Below are 16886 nucleotides of genomic sequence, written 5' to 3' on the forward strand. Positions count from 1 at the left end.
AATATTCACGGGCCCCAGAAAATTGTTGTGGGCCAAACGACAACGGCCATACGCGCGGCCCAGGCCCAACCAGCGTCTCCCTCGAACCTTGAAGCGCTTTTCCATACGACTATTGCGGCAAAACCCGAATAGATGACCGCGAGGATGCCCATCGCGGAATAAAGCGGCGAGGCGGCAAAATCGCTTGCCGCCAGCACGCGCATCGCCCACTTGAAAAGCAACACCCCGGTGAAGCCGTAAATCCAAAACGCCGGGCGAAGGGGCATTTTGCCGGCCCATAATATTTTTGCGGTTTGAAGGACTTTTTCCATCAGGTCTACCCTCCGAGCGCCCCAGGGAGCGACTCAATAAACGCACGAATTTCATCGCGCACCCGGCGGTAATGCGCCAGCGCCTCGTCTTCATTTCGGGCACTTTCGGCGAGCTTGGGCGGATCATCAAAGGGGACATGAACCACCTTGGCGCCGCCCGAGAAAACCGGGCAGCTCTCATGGGCATGGCCGCAAACTGTCACGACATAATCAAAAACCTTGCCCCCTAAATCACTCAAGGTCTTTGATTTATGCCCGGAAATATCCACCCCGGCCTCGGCCATTACCCGAGCGGCCCTCGGGTTCAAGCCGTGGGTTTCAATCCCCGCAGAGAAAGGCTCTAAAATATCAGCCCTTAAGTGCCTCGCCCAGCCCTCGGCCATTTGGCTCCGGCAGGCGTTTCCGGTGCATAAAAATAAGATTTTTGTTTTTTCCACGAGCCCTCCCGCCTTGCTGCCCATTCTAGTATGATTTTGCCCCACCAATATAAATGGTTTAGGGTATGCGCCGAAACCTTGGATCGGCACCTTTTGAAGAACGACCTTATTATAATCGGCCCCACTTAAAATTACGGAGGCTTTGATTCATGTCCGAGAGCAGGGAGCGTTTTGATGTGATTGTTGTCGGCTGCGGGAATGCGGCCCTGAGCGCGGCTTTGAGCGCCAAAGAAAATGGCGCCAACGTTCTTGTGCTCGAAAAAGCACCCGAGGAATGGCGCGGCGGCAACTCATATTTCACGGGTGGGCTTTTCCGCTTTGCATTCGACGACGTGAATGAGCTGTTCGATCTCGTTGGGGATATGACAGACGCAGAAAAAGAGGGCGTCGATATCAAGCCCTACACGAGTGATGATTTTTTTGGCGACCTTTATCGTCTCACCGACAACATGGCCGACCCCGACCTTGCCAGCACGCTCATCTTTAATTCGCTTCCGACAATGAAATGGCTTCGTGAAAAAAAGGTGCGCTTCGTCCTTGCTAGCGGGCGGCAGGCCTTTAACGTAGACGGCAAGCTGCGCTTTTGGGGCGGGCTGATACTTGAGGCTGTCGGCGGCGGAGTGGGCTTGGTGGATTTTTTGATTCAGCAGGCCGAACGAGATGAAATTGAAATCCGCTACGCGACGAAGGCCACCGGTCTTTTGACCGACAAGATGGGCGCCGTGACCGGCGTTGAAGTTCGCGGGCCAGAGGGACCCTACGAGATTGACGCGGGCGCCATTGTGCTCGGCGCTGGCGGATTTCAGGCGAACACCGAGATGCGCTGCCGCTATCTGGGGCCGGACTGGGAGCTCGCCAAGGTGCGCGGCACTCCCTACAACACGGGCGACGGCATCCAGATGGGCCTCACCGCAGGCGCACAATCACATGGTCACTGGAGCTCATCTCATACCGTTCAGTGGGACCTTGGCGCACCGCCTTTCGGCGACAGAAAAGTCGGCGAGAACTTCCAAAAGCACTCCTATCCCTTTGGGCTAATTGTGAACATTCACGGCCAGCGGTTCGTAGACGAGGGGGCCGACTTTCGCAACTACACTTATGCCGAATACGGCCGCCGCGTTCTCAAGCAGCCCAGTCGAATTGCCTGGCAAATTTTCGATCAAAAATGCCACCCTCTCATGCGAGACGAGTACCGAATCCGCGAGGTAACCAAACACCAGGCGGACACAATTGAAGAGTTGGCACAAAAAATGGAAATCGATGTGGATGGGTTCGTGAATACCATCGAGGACTACAACGCCGCCGTGCAGGACACCGACTTTAACCCGACAATACTCGACGGCAAAAAAACGGTGGGAATCGAGCCGCCCAAATCAAACTGGGCGCAAAAAATGGACGCGCCGCCCTATGAGGCCTACGGCGTCACCGCCGGAATCACCTTCACCTTCGGCGGGCTCAAAACAACCAAAGACGCGCAGGTACTCGACTCAGAAAATAGAGACATTCCAGGACTGTTCGCCTGCGGAGAAATGATGGGCGGATTGTTCTACTACAACTATCCGGGCGGCTCTGGGCTGATGTCGGGAGCCGTGTTCGGCAAGCTCGCCGGAGAGGGCGCGGCACGACATGCCGCCTCTTAAATAACGGGGCTAGCACACCGCCACCCTTAAGCCCAGCGAATATTACTTTCCGAACTGCTCGCCGAGATAATCCGCTATGGGCCTTAGGCTCAGGCCGAAGGTATTCTTGAGCGGTGCGGGATCGCAGACATTGTCCTCACCCAGCATCGTAATTTGATCCGCCGTGAACGGCGGGCGCATCGGCATGTATTCGAACATCCTGGCTTTAAGTCTGGCAATAGACACAGGCATGTGAACAAAAATTCGACGCTTGCCCATCGCGCCAAGCAACAGCCGCATAATTTCTTTAATGGAATGGGCTGTGTCTCCGCCCATCTCGTAGGTCTCACCAAAGGTCTCACTCATTTCTAGCGCCTTGACGAAACAGCGAGCCACATCTTCCACCCAGATTGGCTGTAGCTTTCCTCTTCCCGAACCAATGACAGGCAGGAGCGGGGAGAGCCGCGCAATGCTCGCGAAAGTATTCAGAAACTCATCATTGGGCCCATAAACAATCGAGGGCCGGAAAATCGTCCAGTCCAGCCCACTTTCGCGCACAATCTGCTCGGCCGCAAATTTTGTCTGATGGTAGCGCGAGGCAGCTCCCTCACGAGCACCAAGGGCGCTCATGTGAATAAAGCGCTTCGCGCCCGCCCGCTTGGCCGCCTCGACGATTCGCCTCGTGCCCCCAACATGCACCGCCTCAAAACCAGGCCCACCTTTTTCGATGATAACGCCGACAATATGAATCACGGCATCAAATTTTTTAACCAGCTCGGCGAGTTGATCTGTCGTGCTCGTCGTAATGTCTCCCCGGGTCGGGTAGGCACGCGGAATCGACTCCGTCCACCGCCTCGTAGCCTCCGCGTCCCTCGAAAGAATGCGACACTCATGGCCCTGCTCGGAAAGCAGGCGAACAACCGATTGCCCAATGTGGCCAGTTCCGCCCGTGACAAAAACTTTCATGAAACTCCTCCGTCATCCAGCGTTGATTTTCATCCGCCCAAATCCGATAGATACAATCTCGCTCCCGCCGGCGGCTCCACCTTCATTACCTCACGGAGCACTTCGGTAGCATACGCCCCAGGAGGAAGCTCAAATTGCAAGCGCAAATCGCCCGCCTCCTCGACAACATTCAGAACATTCAGGCGTGCGCGATACGACCTCCTGCCGCCACGAGCCCCCATCCGGACAAGCCCGCCACTCACGGAATCGGGTGCTACGCCAAGCTCCTGAAAAACGCGCGCCTCGACCTCGCCCGGCACACCCCGGGCCTCCAGCATCTTCTCGCCAATCAGCGGCCCGGTCGGGCTAATCTCAAAGGCGACACGGGCTGCCCTTTCTTTGGCCGGATCTCCAACCCGCCGAATTTTTTCGCTCCGGTGGTTCACCACCACATCACCCGCCAAGATTTCGGCATGAGTGTCACCAGCCATCCGCTGCGCCAAACAAACATTAAATACCGCCGCCTGAAACGCCGATGCAAAAAGCGCCCGTTCTCGTCGGGTGATCGTCCGCATTGCTTTTTCGGGCGATGCGCCATCTATCATGGCGGCAAGAACGCGCTGTTCTGCTCGCCAACTTTCAGGATAAAGGCGACGCGAGCCGATCAAGTCCCCGTCCCGAAACCGCTCTGCCGCCTCATCAGCCCGGCTTTGCCCTTCTCGGTCGGCCTCTTCGCCTCCACCCTCAAGACAACGGCCGAGAAGACATTCTACAGCACGGCCCCAATCCCCAAGAGCCAGCGCGCGGCCCACCTCGGCAGAATTCTTCCGGGCACCAAATCGCTGAGGGCCAAATGCGTTTGGCACGCCGCGGAGGCTTAATATCTTCAGGGTCTCCCGGGCGCTATCCTCTACTCCCGATCGTGGCCTCCGGATGCGGATATCAAACCGGTTGCCGCGAAGATCACCGCGCCTAAGCTTTGAGCGGCCCCGTTTTATTTCCAGTACGGTTACACCCGTCGGCAATTCATTGCCAAGATTTCTCAGCTTTCGTTCTGTGCTTGGGGCAGGGGACAAAATTGATATCCACTGGCGCGTTACAGCCCGCGCATCTTTCATCCCTGCGTATCCTGCGCTCTTCTCGTCCACCCCAAGTAAACCGCAAAGCTTCCTGAGAACCTCAAGCGTTGAAACGCCCCTTTTTTCCACTCGAAGATAAAGATGTTCCCCAACACCTTCGGGCTGGTTTAGGGAAATTTCCTCAACGCGAAAGTCCTCTGGCTCGGTGCGGATCACTCCACCTGTTCCGGGGACGGCTTCGGTCAGAAAGCGCCCCTCAACAGCCGACATCAGCGAGCCTCCGGGAAACCGAAAGCGGCGCACAGGAAAATGCTAACGCTTTGGCACCTCGATTGGCAGATCGGTCCGGTCTCCCCACTCCTTCCAGGAGCCCAGATAATTCCTGGCGCGTGTATATCCGAGCAAGCGGTAGACCAGATAAGCGTGAGCGGAACGATAACCGCCCTGGCAAAGTGGAATAATTTCCTTGTCGGGGGTGCAGCCAATTCCCTCAACCATCCCCCTCAATTCGGCCGCTGGAAGAAAAGCGCCATCGGGGCCAACGAAATCCATCCATTCAAGATGCCGCGAGCCGGGGATGGCCCCTCCGCGCGCGGCTCGTACATTTTCTCCGTAATATTCCTCGGCGCTTCGGGTGTCGTGAACAATCGTATCGGGACTATCGAGATTATCCAGTATATAAGACGCTGTCGCGATCCGGCTCTCTACCGGCCCCTTAAGGTGGCTGGCGAAACTAGTGCGCACAATACTTTTTGCGCCGCCAGGGCCCGCATCTTGCGCACCCTGCGCCATTGGCCACGCATCCCTTGTCACCGGATTACCCGCCGCCTTCCATGCGGCAATCCCGCCGTCCAAGACATGAACGTCCTCATGGCCCAGGTATTCTAGAAACCAAAACCCGCGCGCTGAACGAAATCCGGAGGTCTCCTCATAAAACACGACGGTCTTGCCGTAATCGACGCCCCTGATTTCCATTAAGTACGCCAGCATCCAAGTAAACGCCGCTAGCGCTTGCGGTCGGGTATCAATAAGCGAAATGCCATATATATCCAGATGGGCCGCGCCCTCTATGTGACCATCGCTCCAATTCGGCGCCGGGCGAGCGTCAACAATAATAAGATCCTCGCCTTTCTGCTCGCCGATGCGCTCTTTGAGTTTCTCTGGCGACCAGACAAGATCGGGATTGGCGTAACCTTTAATTGTCATGTTAAATCCTCATCACAAACTCTTCGTCAATAATTATTGAAAATCCTTAGAGCTGAGCGGCTCTACTCTTTCGGTCAAATCCCGACTTGGCGCTGAAGGCTGGACAATGCGCATGCGGATTTTATTTTTTCCCTCCGCCGTCACAAACCGATAACTAAACTTCGAGATACCGGAATTATTATACCAAATGTGCGTATTTCGCTCGCCGCCGGAGACCAATACAAGATGAACCATATTGATACGCCCATCCGGTAGTTGCACAATCTCCATAACATCAATTTCGCGTGAAAATGTTTCTGAAGTCCCGTTGGACATCGTAACAGTAACTACCAGATCGATAGGGCGCTGAGTCTGCGGCAGCGTTATCGTGGGCGAGGGAGCCCCGGGGGATGGCGTGGCGGATGGCGCAGTAATCCCAGGTATGGCAGGAATGGGCGATGTGGGCTCTGTTGGCGTCTGCGCCCAAAGGCTAATTGGGTAAACCGCCAACACCAGGACCGCCACTGAAAATAACTTCGCGAATCGACTTAATATCATTCTTCACATCCTCCGGCTCAATAATTTTGTTTTTCGACAAAACACATTTACCACAAAAACGCTCAGGGAGAATCCGCTGCACAGCGAAATCCGTATACGGGCCTCCTGCTCCCAGGCAAATCACCCGTTCGGCTATCGCTGGCAAGGGCCGAGCGGCTATTAACCCAAGAGCCGCCTCGAAGGGCCCTGTACGCCACCCCATTGAGTTTAACAGTTTTCAGATTGCGGCGATTTAACCCGTATTTGCTCTCGACCCACTCCCACACATTTCCGGCCAAATCCTCCACGCCATGAAAGCTTGCGCCGCCCGGATGGCGGCCCACCGCCCTCGGAGCCCCCCTGTCCGGCCTAAGGCCAAACACAGCATGCCGGGACCTAAACTTTTTTCCCCAAGGATAACGCCGTCTTTTTTCTCCCCCCTGGGCTGCAAATTCCCATTCATCTTCAGTAGGAAGTCTTTTGCCTGCCCAACCACAGTAGGCCCTGGCTTCATGCCAGGTAACCCCCACTACAGGAAGATGCGGCCCAGAGAATCGAGCCCATCTCCAGAAAGGGGGCTCAGGGACTCTCATTTCTTTTACATAAGCCGCATAAAGTGCGTTCGTTACTTCAAGTCGATCCAAGCGAAAAGACCCCACCCTCCCCGAGGGCGCTAGCACAAACTTGCCGCCAGGGATCTTTGCCATATCTTGAGACGATGGCTTTTGAGCATACGCCTCTGCTTTTGCGGGCGGCGGAACTAATTTTTTTCTTTTGGGCTCAGGGGTTTTCTTCTTTTTTTTGGGAGGCACGGCCCTTAGGACCTCCAGTAGGCTATCAGGGACCCTCTCTTTCTTTTTCGATGGCTTTGGCTTAAGGAATCCAAAGAGCCGATCCGACACATTGTCTTCGCTCGGAAGCTCCGGGGTGGGCAGGCCAGCCAATTTTCTTTTGTTCAGCTCATCATCGACATTCGAGAGCTCGGGCCATTTTTCCTTGTCGAGGGAGCCGAGCATTTTTTTTGCCTCAAGGGCCCAGCCGTAGCGGTAATACAAATACCCAAGCCCGCGGCGCAAACCCGCGTCTTTAGGGTGTCGCTTGTATGCTTTTTGAAACAACAGAAACGCCTTGTCCCATTTTCCCGAGTCATAATGAGTCCAGGCAAGTCCTGACATGGGGTGCAGTTCGCCAGGCGCCAGCTTCATGGCGGCTCGAAAATGGCGTTCAGCTATTTTGTAATATTCGTTTCGATACGCCCGCTCGCCTTTTTCGCTTTCTAATGCAGCTATCTCTAGGTTGGAGGGGCCGGGAGGGGGCTTGGGAATTTTGGGCTTGGGAGCAGAAACAACAATCGTGGCGGCCTGGCGGGAGGGTGTGGCTTTTTCTTGACGCTCAGCGCAACCTGCGAGTGCTAACGTCAGCAAAAAACAAAGCTCGATCCTCGAAATTCGGGCGCTAGACTTCCACACATGCCACTCCGCAAACTAAGCGTTTCCAGCTTCCTCGATCCGGGCAAGGGCCGCCACCTTGTCTGTCCCCTTCACCCCAATCAACCGGACTCCCTGCGTGGATCGTCCGATAACGGAAACATCTTTGACGTGGGCACGAATCATCTGCCCGCCAGTGGTGATCAGCATGAACTCGTCCTCCTCGCTCACCCTGCGAACACCAATTACCTTGCCATTTTTTGAGGTTATCTTGAGATTAATAACACCCTTGCCACCTCGATTGGTAATTCTGTAGTCGTCGATAACGCTGCGTTTGCCGAATCCAAGTTCGGTCGCCGTAAGTATTGCATCGCCCGAGGTAACGATTTCCATACCAACAACAACATCGCCCTTGGCGAGATTTATGCCCCTGACGCCCCTGGCAGTTCTGCCCATAGGCCGAACAGAGGACTCGAGGAATCGAACCGCTTTTCCAAGCTCGGTTCCAATGAAAATTTCGCGCGTTCCGTCCGTCTGGCCAACACCTATCAACTCATCGCCCTTATCGAGCCCCAGCGCAATAATTCCGCCTACCCTGGGACGACTGAACGCGGTTAGTTCAGTTTTTTTGATGGTTCCGTTTTTGGTGGCCATGAAAACATAACGATCCGGCTCAAATTTGCGAACCGGCAAAACAGCCGTTATTTTTTCTCCGGCCGTAAGGTTAAGGACATTCACCACCGCCTTACCCCGAGCGGCACGACCCGCCTGCGGTATCTCGTGCACCTTGAGCCAATAACACCGGCCAATACTGGAGAAAAACAGAAGGTAGTCGTGCGTCGACGCCACAAAAAGATGTTCCACAAAATCTTCTTGCTTTGTGTTCATCCCCACGACGCCCTTGCCGCCGCGCCTCTGCGAGCGGTAAAGACTTATGGCATTTCTTTTAATGTAGCCTGTGTTAGAAACCGTGACCGCCATATCTTCCTCGACGATCATGTCTTCAATGTCGATCTCTCCAGACTGCTCAACGATCACGGTGCGGCGCTTGTCAGCAAATTTATTCTTAACTTCCTCAACTTCCTCGTGAATAATTTTAGTCTGAAGTTTTTCCTCCACCAGTATACGATTAAAATATTTAATCGACTTGATGAGCTCCTTGTACTCTTCCTCGATTTTGTCGCGCTCAAGGCCTGTCAGGCGCTGAAGCCGCATTTCAAGAATGGCTTGGGCCTGTATCAGCGAGAGCTTAAACTTTTTCACCAGCCCATCGCGCGCAATCTCGGCGGTTTTGCTCGCGCGGATGAGCTTGATCACGGCATCAATATTATCCAAGGCAATCCGGTAGCCCTCTAATATATGGGCCCGGGCCTCTGTTTTGCGTAAATCAAAGCGAGTGCGTCGAAGAAGTATTTCCCTGCGGAAGCGAAGGAAATGAACCATCATTTCCTTGATGTTCATCACTTTCGGCTGATTGTTTGCCAGGGAGATCATGATAACGCTGAAGGTGATCTGCATTTGAGTGTGTTTGTAGAGGCGGTTGAGGACGGCCCCGCCCACCGCATCTCGCTTAAGCTCAACAACAATGCGCATACCAGATCGATCACTTTCATCTCGAATGTCTGAAATTTCTTTTACACGCCCATCGCGCACCAAGTCGGCAATCTTCTCTATCAGCCTCGCCTTGTTCACAGTGTAGGGAATTTCACTAATGATAATCCGCTGGCGTCCGGTCCTCTCTTCAATTTCAAGGTTGGCTTTTGCGCGCAGCTGAAGGTGGCCGCGACCAGTATTAAAATAATCGTGAATTCCCTGGCGCCCATAAATAATTCCGTGCGTAGGAAAATCGGGCCCGGGAATTGCCTTCATCAACTTATCGATGGTGATGTCCTCATCATCAAGGACAAGAAGCAAAGCTTCACAAATCTCACCCAAATTGTGCGGGGGAATATTAGTCGCCATACCAACGGCGATGCCTGTCGATCCGTTAAGAAGGAGATTGGGAATCTTTGAGGGAAGAACGGCAGGCTCTTTGCGCGTATTGTCGTAGTTGTCGACAAAATCCACAGTTTCTTTGTCGATATCAACAAGGAGATTTTCTGCAATTTCTGTCATGCGCGCTTCGGTGTAGCGCATCGCGGCAGGCGGGTCGCCGTCAACGGAACCAAAGTTGCCCTGGCCATCCACCAAAACGCCGCGCATCGAAAAATCCTGGGCCATTCGAGCCAGAGCCGGGTAGACCACCGCCTCGCCATGAGGGTGGTAGTTTCCGCTAACATCGCCCGCTATCTTCGCGCATTTACGAAATGCCTTCGTATGATTCAATCCAAGATCGTGCAAGGTGGTGAGAATGCGTCGATGAACCGGTTTTAGGCCGTCTCTTACATCCGGCAGCGCGCGTGCGATAATGACGCTCATCGCATAGTCCATGAAGGACGTGCTCATCTCATCATCAATTCTTACGTCGCTCAAATTATCCATACTTCTGGTTTTCTCCTCGCTTGCGGCAAGCAAATGCAAGCGCTATTTCGTTAGACCTGACGTCGGGTCCCAGATTTGATCAGGCGGGCGATCAACTGAATCTTCAATATAGCACAGTTTATTGGCTATAACTTGATAAAACAATCATTTGCGCGGAAACAGGGCTTCATTTCACCCCTCTTTTCAAGGGGTTGCCGACGGGGATAAATCGCGCAAAATTTCTTGGTCTAGCCACCCCCATAAACACGCACCCAGAGCCCCTAAAATGTCCCCAGCTAAGCACGAGGCAAAACCCTGGACCACACCCCCACCCCTCGCTGGCCTCGCGCTTCCGTGTGAACGCGTCCCTGGTGGCAGTGTATGCCTTTTCTTCTCAAGCCAATTCTATACGTCTAGATTTTGTACTTCGAGGGCGTGCTTTTCAATAAAAGTTCTACGCGGGTCCACAGCATCACCCATGAGGGTGGAGAAAATATCCTCAGTCGCGACCAGGTTCTCTAGATCAATCGTCACCTTGCGTAAAATGCGCTGCTCGGGATCCATAGTCGTCTCCCATAGCTGGTCCGGGTTCATTTCGCCAAGACCCTTGTAGCGTTGGATCGTCAAGCCCTTCTGCCCAAGCGATCTGAATTGATGAAGCAGATCCTCTCCTTGATTAACAAATATTTCACTCTCCCCGCTTTTAACAATAAACGGGGGCTGCCCGATTTCAATAATTTGCTCCGAGGCCGAACGGAGTGTTTTAAACTCCCTTGAGTCGAGCAAAAAAGCGTCAACACGGGTAAGGAGATCCCTGTCCGACATTCTGGAATGAACTATTATCCCTCGGAACTCACCGGTCTCTTCATCTTTTCTAATTTCAAAACTTGCCTTCCCATCGTTTGGGTGCTCTTCTTTGAAAAGCCGATTTACCATTTTTTCGAGTTCTTTGGTGCCCTTGGCAGAAAGAATGCTCTTTGCGTCCAGCTTCGGCTCATCCGCCAAAAGCTGAACGATCCGGACATCAACGCCGCGCCTTTTGTAATGAGCGGTTGCTGTTTCCGCCTCACCCAGCAGCAACAAAAGATCGCGTAATTTATTTCCCTTCATCGTTCCGGCCGCCTTGGCACCTGTCTTGGCTTTCTTTGTAGTTTTGCTTTTCTTTGGGGCGCCGTTTTTCTCTGAGACCACCTCTGCGTCTGCTATTCCTCCAGAAATAATATAATCCTCAAACGCAGTATCGTCTTTGATATAGGTCTCGTTTTTGCCCCTCTTTACCTTATAAAGCGGCGGCTGTGCGATGTAGAGATTTCCGTCTTCTATGAGTTGCCTCATATGACGGAAAAAAAATGTAAGAAGAAGAGTTCGAATGTGCGAGCCATCAACATCGGCATCCGTCATAATAACAATTTTGTGATAGCGAAGTTTATCTGTATCGAAATCTTCCTTTATTCCTGTTCCGATGGCCGTAACCATCGTCCTGATTTCCTCGTGACCCAACATCTTATCAAGCCGCGCTTTCTCTACATTTAAAATTTTTCCCTTTAGGGGGAGTATCGCCTGAAATTTTCGGTCGCGGCCCTGTTTCGCGGAACCACCTGCCGACTCACCCTCAACTAAAAATAATTCACAAAGCGCAGGATCGCGCTCTGAACAATCGGCAAGCTTGCCGGGCAAAGAGCCACTATCGAGCGCCCCCTTTCGGCGAGTCAGGTCTCTGGCCTTTCTTGCCGCCTCACGAGCCTGCGCCGCCTGGATTGCCTTTGTTGCAATGCGCTTAGCAACCGCTGGATTTTCTTCAAAAAAATTACCCAGCCCCTCATTAACAGCTTGCTCGACTATTCCCTTCATGTCCGAATTTCCGAGTTTGGCTTTCGTTTGCCCTTCAAACTGCGGCTCTGGCAGCTTCACGCTCAAGATAGCCGTCAGGCCCTCTCGCACATCGTCGCCCGTGGGTGGTGGCGTGTTTTTGAGCATATTGTTTTTTGTAGCGTAGCGATTAATGGTCCTGGTCAGCGATGTCCTAAACCCTATAAGGTGAGTGCCGCCCTCGGTGGTGTTTATGTTATTAGCATAGGTATGTAGGGTTTCGTTGTAGCCATCATTATACTGAAACGCTAACTCGACAATTTTCTCGTCGCGCTCCGTATGAATATAAACAGGTTTTTTGTGAACTGGATCTTTGGTGCGATTTAGATGTTCCACGAAAGAAACAATTCCACCTTTATAAAAAAATTCTTCCTTTTTGTTTTCCCTGGCGTCCTCTAAAATAATCCTTAGTCCGCTATTTAAAAATGCCAGCTCTCGCAATCGATGGGCGAGGGTGTCGAAATTAAACTCCAACACCTCAAAAATTTCATGGTCCGGCTTAAAGGTTACTGTGGTTCCTGTGGTTTTTACGCTGCGCTCTTTTTTAAGGCGCGCTCTTGCTTTTCCGCGATCAAAGGAAATGGTATATAAATTTCCTCCCCTTCTTACTTCAACTGACATCCACTCCGAAAGGGCGTTCACACAGGAAACACCAACACCATGCAGTCCACCCGAAACCTTATAAGCGCTATTTTCAAATTTTCCGCCAGCGTGAAGTTTTGTTAAGACAACCTCTGCTGCGGAAATTTTTTCAACGGGGTGTTTGTCTACGGGAATGCCGCGGCCCTGATCTTTAACTGTTACTGAGCCGTCTTCGTTTATTATTACATCTACCCTATCCCCAAACCCAGCCATGGCCTCGTCCACACAATTATCCACCGCCTCAAAAACAAGATGGTGGAGTCCGGACGGGCCGGTGCTCCCAATATACATTGCAGGTCTTTTCCTAACCGCTTCAAGACCCTCAAGGACTTTTATGTCTTTTGCTGAGTAACTATTATTATTCTTTGTTAAATTTGGTTTGGTGTTTTTTTCCTTGGTTGCCATTTTTTTCCTAGTTTTCGAGTTACCTGCTTTTCTCTTTTCTTTTTATTTTACAACCACCCCGTTCTTAATAAAAAAATGTTGGCCTTGGTGTTTTATTTCCTCCGGGCCGGGCTTTTCGGTGGATGTAATAAAAACCTGCGCCTTAATATATTTTAAATAATCAATAATTTTCCTTCTTCTTTCCTCGTCCAACTCAGAACTTAGATCATCAAGAAGAATTATTGGCGCCTCACCTTTTTGTTGTTTGTAGCTTTCGGATGCTCCAACTGCCAACAATATAGTCAATAAACGTTGTTCGCCCTGTGAGGCTGTTTCTTTGGCATTCCTGCTTTTCATCTTAAATTCAAAATCATCTAAATGAGGGCCCCATAATGTCCTGCCCCTTAGAATTTCATTTCCCTCTACCGCCTTTAAGTTTTCCTCAAGGAATCCTAGAGCCCGCATCTCTAACTCTCCTTGGTCTCCGTCCCCCAACCGATCACTCCAATCCTCTCCTGCGCTTCGGTTGTGTCCGGATCTATAAGTAACTTCAAACTCTTTTTTGGTCTCTAGTTTTATTTCCAGATCTAATAAAAGCTGGCGGAGGTTTCTTAGATATAAATGTCGGCGGATTATGATTCTGGGAGCGATCCTCAAAAGTCTCTTACCCCAGACCTTAATCATATCAGAGTCGCCCCTCTGTTTCAAAATTCCATTTCTCTCTATCAACAACCTTCCATACTCCCTTAAGTCGGATAAATGCGCCCTCTCCTCTGAAGCTATAGCCCTATCGAACACCATTCGCCTTAGCGTAGGGCTTCCCTTTATCAACTGAACGCTCTCGGGGTAAAAAACTACAGCGTGTACTTGATCAAGATAGGGGAGTAAATCCAACTCTTTTTTCCCATTAAACTTATAGCTTCTCTCTGACCCACTAATCGCTGCCTCTAAAATAACCTTATTATTCCCCTCGCCTTTCCTGAATTCTCCCTTGATATACATATCCTGCTCCCCAAAACTTCTCAATTTAACGCGAGCCACCCTACGAAAAGATTGGAGATTAACGAGAAAAAAAATAGCCTCCAGAAAATTTGTTTTCCCGGCCCCATTTGAGCCGTAAATGTAATTAAAGTGACGATCGGGTTCGATTTGAATGGAGGGGTAGTTTCGAAAATTATGTAAGGTGATTTTTTCTAAAAACAAGGTTTATATACGCCTCTTCTTTTATCTTTACTTATTAATAACTTAATTAGTAGTAGTAGTAGGGGTTGTGAAAAAGTAGAAATATTATTCAAGTAAAGCAAACTCAACCTGTTATGTTGATTTGTGGTTGTGGGAAGAGTTGGGGAAAAAATAAGATCTTTAACCAAAAAGTTCATCACTTATAACGCCTTGTGTATAAAGGGGATAAAAATCCACAAAAACCCCACAGCTATTGCAGAAGTTCCACCTGCTCCCTGAGGCGTTGAATGGTGGCGGTAAAGGCGGGATCTTTGTTGATTAAATCTTGAATTTTTCTGGTTGAATGGATGACGGTTGAGTGGTCTTTTCCGCCAAAGCGGCGACCGATCTCTGTAGTTGAGGCAGGGGTGAGATCGCGACTAAGAAACATGGCCACCTGTCTTGGAAGGGCGAAAGCCTGAGAGCGATTTTTAGATTTAAGATCTGATATGCGAACTTGATAATGGTCAGACACCACGCGCTGAATATTATCTATGGTCATAACCCGCGACGGGTCTCGAATAATTTGTTTGAGAAGCTCCTCCGCGATAGGGAGGTCAATGTCTGTGCCGTGAAGGGATGCGTGAAACATGAGCTTAATAAGACACCCCTCAAGCTCGCGAATATTTGAGCGAACTTTTTCGGCGACAAAATGGGCAACCTCCTGGGGGAGATTAAAGTTTTGCTCGGCGGCCTTTTTTTGAAGAATAGCCACTTTTGTTTCGAAATCAGGGGCCCCCACATCAACCATCATGCCCCAGACAAATCGGGCCCGAAGCCTTTCTTCCAAGCCAGGCGTGTCTTTCGGCACCCGGTCGCTCGTAACTACGATTTGTTTGCCAGCCTCATAAAGAGCATTAAATGTAAAGAAAAACTCTTCCTGTGTGCGCTCTTTTCCGGCAATAAACTGGATATCGTCAACCATAAGAGCGTCAATTTTTCGGTACTTACTTCTAAACTCGTTCATATGGTTGCGCTGGAGAGAGCCGATAAGCTCGTTAATGAAATTTTCAGCCGACGTGTAATAAATGCGGGCTGTTGGTTGACGATCTAAAATGCGGTGCGCCATAGCATGGAGAAGGTGGGTTTTACCTAGACCCACCCCACCATAAATAAAAAGAGGGTTTAGTTTTTCCCCGGGCTCCTCGGACACTCTGAGGCTGCACGCGTGAGCAAGTTGATTTGAGCCGCCGATGACGAAAGAGTCGAACGTGTATTTTGGGTTAAGGAATTCTGGTTTTTCGGGAGAGGGCATAGGTGGCATAGGGGCACTGGGTTCCGGAGCACGGGGCCCGGCGGCGTGCCCCGGCGCGCCATTGAGTGATTCTAGCTGCAAAGACATCCCCTCGCCGGCCTCCTGGCGCAGCACATCTGTGATAATTCCCCAATACCTTGATCGAATTGTGTCCTCCGAAAATCGATCGGACACCCTAACGACAAGAGTTGTGTCCGTTTGGGAGGTTTGAAGTGAGGAAGAAAACCAGCGCTCAAAGGTTTGTGGTGATACCTCTTCCTGAATTTTCCCCAAACACGCACTCCATAGATCGTTCATCCACAAACCTCAAAAAGCCTCAAAAAAGGCGGACTTAACTCAGATTAGGCAGGTATGCTGGGGATATCTAACAACAAAGCTGAGTTGATGGTGGAATAATAACCCCATTTAGATGGGATTTCCACATTTTTTTGTGGGTAATTGCAGTTTTCCACCAAACCAACAGGAAATAAGGCATATAAGGCCGCATGTTGTTGATAATTCTGGCTTGGTAATATTTTTGCTTAATTTTCGTTTTTTTTTGGAGCACCACCGTTTCCGGGTAGCAGAGAGGAGGCTTTGTGTTTGTAGTTCGGGATGAACCCGGAGGCGCAGATCTAGAGTATGGTTAGGAGCCTGTAATTTCTTGACAATGAATACGCACGTGGCTATTGTTTGCTCTGCTTTTTTAGGGAACACACCTGGGCTTTTAAATTTGCCCAGAACAATAAATGAGAGGCATTATCATGAAAAGAACGTACCAGCCCAACCGAAACAAGCGGATCAAAACCCACGGCTTTAGAAGCCGGATGAAGACCACCGGGGGTCGGGCTATTATAAAGCGTCGGCGTACCAAGGGCAGGAAGAAGCTTTCGGTTTAGGCAATTAATTTGAAGCGGCTTCCTATCCCCCGAGAGGTGGGGAAATGAGCCAGAAGTTTCGCCCGGAGATGCGAATACGGCGGGGCCCAGATTTTAAGGCAACGTTGCGACGAGGTGAAAAGCGGCGCACCCGTTATTTTGTCCTCTACTCTCTGCCGGACACGGGCGGGGTGACTCGTATTGGGGTCATCACTTCTCGAAAGGTGGGGAATGCCGTAGAAAGAAATCGCGCCAGAAGAATCGTACGGGAAATATTTAGACGCAATCGAGACAGCATGCCGGCGGGGTTGGATTGTGTTGTGATTGCAAGCCGCTCGATTGTCGGCGCGGAGCATGGGGATATTGAAAAGGCACTCCTTGGCGCCCTTCGATTATAGACGGGTTGAGGGTCTTGTCCTCGTGGCCCGAAAAATTTTAACATTTTTTGCTACGGCGTTGATTCGCGCCTACCAACTTCTGATCTCCCCAGTGTTGCCTGGAAGTTGCAGATTCAACCCCACATGCTCCCAGTACGCGATCGAAGCATATCGTCGCCACTCGCCTCTTAAAGCGACCTGGTTGGCTATTCGAAGAATTGCCCGATGTCACCCTCTCCATCCGGGCGGAGAAGATCCGGTTCCCTGAGGCTCCGGACGGA

At 51.2% G+C, this 16886-nt stretch carries 15 protein-coding genes; 4 read left to right on the top strand and 11 right to left on the bottom strand.

Annotated elements, in window-relative coordinates; translation table 11 throughout:
• Positions 1-5 precede the first annotated feature (5 nt).
• Together HOJ95_09780 and HOJ95_09785 are read right to left on the bottom strand one after the other, a co-directional pair.
• Complete coding sequence (locus HOJ95_09780) at positions 6-311, bottom strand: hypothetical protein (GenBank protein MBT6394982.1); 306 nt, start codon at positions 309-311, stop codon at positions 6-8.
• 5 nt (positions 312-316) lie between these two features.
• The gene (locus HOJ95_09785) at positions 317-772 is read right to left on the bottom strand and encodes an arsenate reductase ArsC (protein MBT6394983.1); all 456 of its coding nucleotides are present in this window, start codon (positions 770-772) and stop codon (positions 317-319) included.
• Positions 773-897: 125 nt separating this feature from the next.
• On the opposite strand from HOJ95_09785, the gene tcuA reads away from it, so the two are divergent.
• The gene (gene tcuA / locus HOJ95_09790; GenBank protein ID MBT6394984.1) at positions 898-2388 is read left to right on the top strand and encodes an FAD-dependent tricarballylate dehydrogenase TcuA; all 1491 of its coding nucleotides are present in this window, start codon (positions 898-900) and stop codon (positions 2386-2388) included.
• A 42-nt stretch (positions 2389-2430) separates the two neighbouring features.
• Here tcuA and HOJ95_09795 read toward each other — a convergent pair whose 3' ends face one another.
• The 9 genes from HOJ95_09795 to dnaA all read right to left on the bottom strand — a co-directional run bounded on the left by HOJ95_09795 (position 2431) and on the right by dnaA (position 15668).
• The gene (locus tag HOJ95_09795; protein MBT6394985.1) at positions 2431-3333 is read right to left on the bottom strand and encodes a complex I NDUFA9 subunit family protein; all 903 of its coding nucleotides are present in this window, start codon (positions 3331-3333) and stop codon (positions 2431-2433) included.
• Between the two features lie 29 nt (positions 3334-3362).
• Positions 3363-4661, bottom strand: coding sequence for a tRNA pseudouridine(13) synthase TruD (gene truD / locus HOJ95_09800; protein ID MBT6394986.1), 1299 nt, complete (start codon positions 4659-4661; stop codon positions 3363-3365).
• A gap of 42 nt (positions 4662-4703) precedes the next feature.
• Positions 4704-5597, bottom strand: a complete 894-nt coding sequence (locus HOJ95_09805) for a sulfurtransferase (GenBank protein ID MBT6394987.1) — start codon at positions 5595-5597, stop codon at positions 4704-4706.
• Between the two features lie 33 nt (positions 5598-5630).
• Positions 5631-6134 carry a hypothetical protein gene (locus tag HOJ95_09810; protein ID MBT6394988.1) on the bottom strand — a complete coding sequence of 168 codons (504 nt, stop codon included), beginning with the start codon at positions 6132-6134 and terminating at the stop codon, positions 5631-5633.
• 62 nt (positions 6135-6196) lie between these two features.
• Entirely contained in the window at positions 6197-7582 is a 1386-nt protein-coding gene (locus HOJ95_09815) for an SUMF1/EgtB/PvdO family nonheme iron enzyme (GenBank protein MBT6394989.1), read from the bottom strand.
• Between the two features lie 15 nt (positions 7583-7597).
• Entirely contained in the window at positions 7598-10021 is a 2424-nt protein-coding gene (gene gyrA / locus HOJ95_09820) for a DNA gyrase subunit A (protein ID MBT6394990.1), read from the bottom strand.
• 384 nt (positions 10022-10405) lie between these two features.
• Positions 10406-12916, bottom strand: a complete 2511-nt coding sequence (gyrB, locus tag HOJ95_09825; protein MBT6394991.1) for a DNA topoisomerase (ATP-hydrolyzing) subunit B — start codon at positions 12914-12916, stop codon at positions 10406-10408.
• A 42-nt stretch (positions 12917-12958) separates the two neighbouring features.
• Entirely contained in the window at positions 12959-14098 is a 1140-nt protein-coding gene (recF, locus tag HOJ95_09830; GenBank protein ID MBT6394992.1) for a DNA replication and repair protein RecF, read from the bottom strand.
• A gap of 229 nt (positions 14099-14327) precedes the next feature.
• Complete coding sequence (gene dnaA, locus HOJ95_09835) at positions 14328-15668, bottom strand: chromosomal replication initiator protein DnaA (protein ID MBT6394993.1); 1341 nt, start codon at positions 15666-15668, stop codon at positions 14328-14330.
• 446 nt (positions 15669-16114) lie between these two features.
• Between dnaA and rpmH the strand changes: the two genes are divergently transcribed.
• From rpmH to yidD, 3 genes are read left to right on the top strand one after another with little or no spacing between them, the layout of a single operon-like run.
• Complete coding sequence (gene rpmH / locus HOJ95_09840) at positions 16115-16249, top strand: 50S ribosomal protein L34 (protein MBT6394994.1); 135 nt, start codon at positions 16115-16117, stop codon at positions 16247-16249.
• Between the two features lie 44 nt (positions 16250-16293).
• Positions 16294-16626, top strand: a complete 333-nt coding sequence (rnpA, locus tag HOJ95_09845; protein ID MBT6394995.1) for a ribonuclease P protein component — start codon at positions 16294-16296, stop codon at positions 16624-16626.
• Positions 16583-16873 (top strand): membrane protein insertion efficiency factor YidD, encoded by a 291-nt coding sequence (yidD, locus tag HOJ95_09850; protein MBT6394996.1) that lies wholly within the window; start codon positions 16583-16585, stop codon positions 16871-16873. Before rnpA ends, yidD begins: the two co-directional genes overlap by 44 nt.
• Positions 16874-16886 lie beyond the last annotated feature (13 nt).

The sequence above is a fragment of the Nitrospinaceae bacterium genome, from assembly GCA_018669005.1.
Taxonomy (GTDB): Bacteria; UBA8248; UBA8248; order UBA8248; family UBA8248; genus UBA8248.

What these genes read in the sequence shown, in the direction of transcription:
- HOJ95_09780 (MBT6394982.1), bottom strand. Translation starts at nt 311, where the DNA reads ATGGAAAAAGTCCTTCAAACCGCAAAAATATTATGGGCCGGCAAAATG.
- HOJ95_09785 (MBT6394983.1), bottom strand. Translation starts at nt 772, where the DNA reads ATGGGCAGCAAGGCGGGAGGGCTCGTGGAAAAAACAAAAATCTTATTT.
- tcuA (MBT6394984.1), top strand. Translation starts at nt 898, where the DNA reads ATGTCCGAGAGCAGGGAGCGTTTTGATGTGATTGTTGTCGGCTGCGGG.
- HOJ95_09795 (MBT6394985.1), bottom strand. Translation starts at nt 3,333, where the DNA reads ATGAAAGTTTTTGTCACGGGCGGAACTGGCCACATTGGGCAATCGGTT.
- truD (MBT6394986.1), bottom strand. Translation starts at nt 4,661, where the DNA reads ATGTCGGCTGTTGAGGGGCGCTTTCTGACCGAAGCCGTCCCCGGAACA.
- HOJ95_09805 (MBT6394987.1), bottom strand. Translation starts at nt 5,597, where the DNA reads ATGACAATTAAAGGTTACGCCAATCCCGATCTTGTCTGGTCGCCAGAG.
- HOJ95_09810 (MBT6394988.1), bottom strand. Translation starts at nt 6,134, where the DNA reads ATGATATTAAGTCGATTCGCGAAGTTATTTTCAGTGGCGGTCCTGGTG.
- gyrA (MBT6394990.1), bottom strand. Translation starts at nt 10,021, where the DNA reads ATGGATAATTTGAGCGACGTAAGAATTGATGATGAGATGAGCACGTCC.
- gyrB (MBT6394991.1), bottom strand. Translation starts at nt 12,916, where the DNA reads ATGGCAACCAAGGAAAAAAACACCAAACCAAATTTAACAAAGAATAAT.
- dnaA (MBT6394993.1), bottom strand. Translation starts at nt 15,668, where the DNA reads ATGAACGATCTATGGAGTGCGTGTTTGGGGAAAATTCAGGAAGAGGTA.
- rpmH (MBT6394994.1), top strand. Translation starts at nt 16,115, where the DNA reads ATGAAAAGAACGTACCAGCCCAACCGAAACAAGCGGATCAAAACCCAC.
- rnpA (MBT6394995.1), top strand. Translation starts at nt 16,294, where the DNA reads ATGAGCCAGAAGTTTCGCCCGGAGATGCGAATACGGCGGGGCCCAGAT.
- yidD (MBT6394996.1), top strand. Translation starts at nt 16,583, where the DNA reads ATGGGGATATTGAAAAGGCACTCCTTGGCGCCCTTCGATTATAGACGG.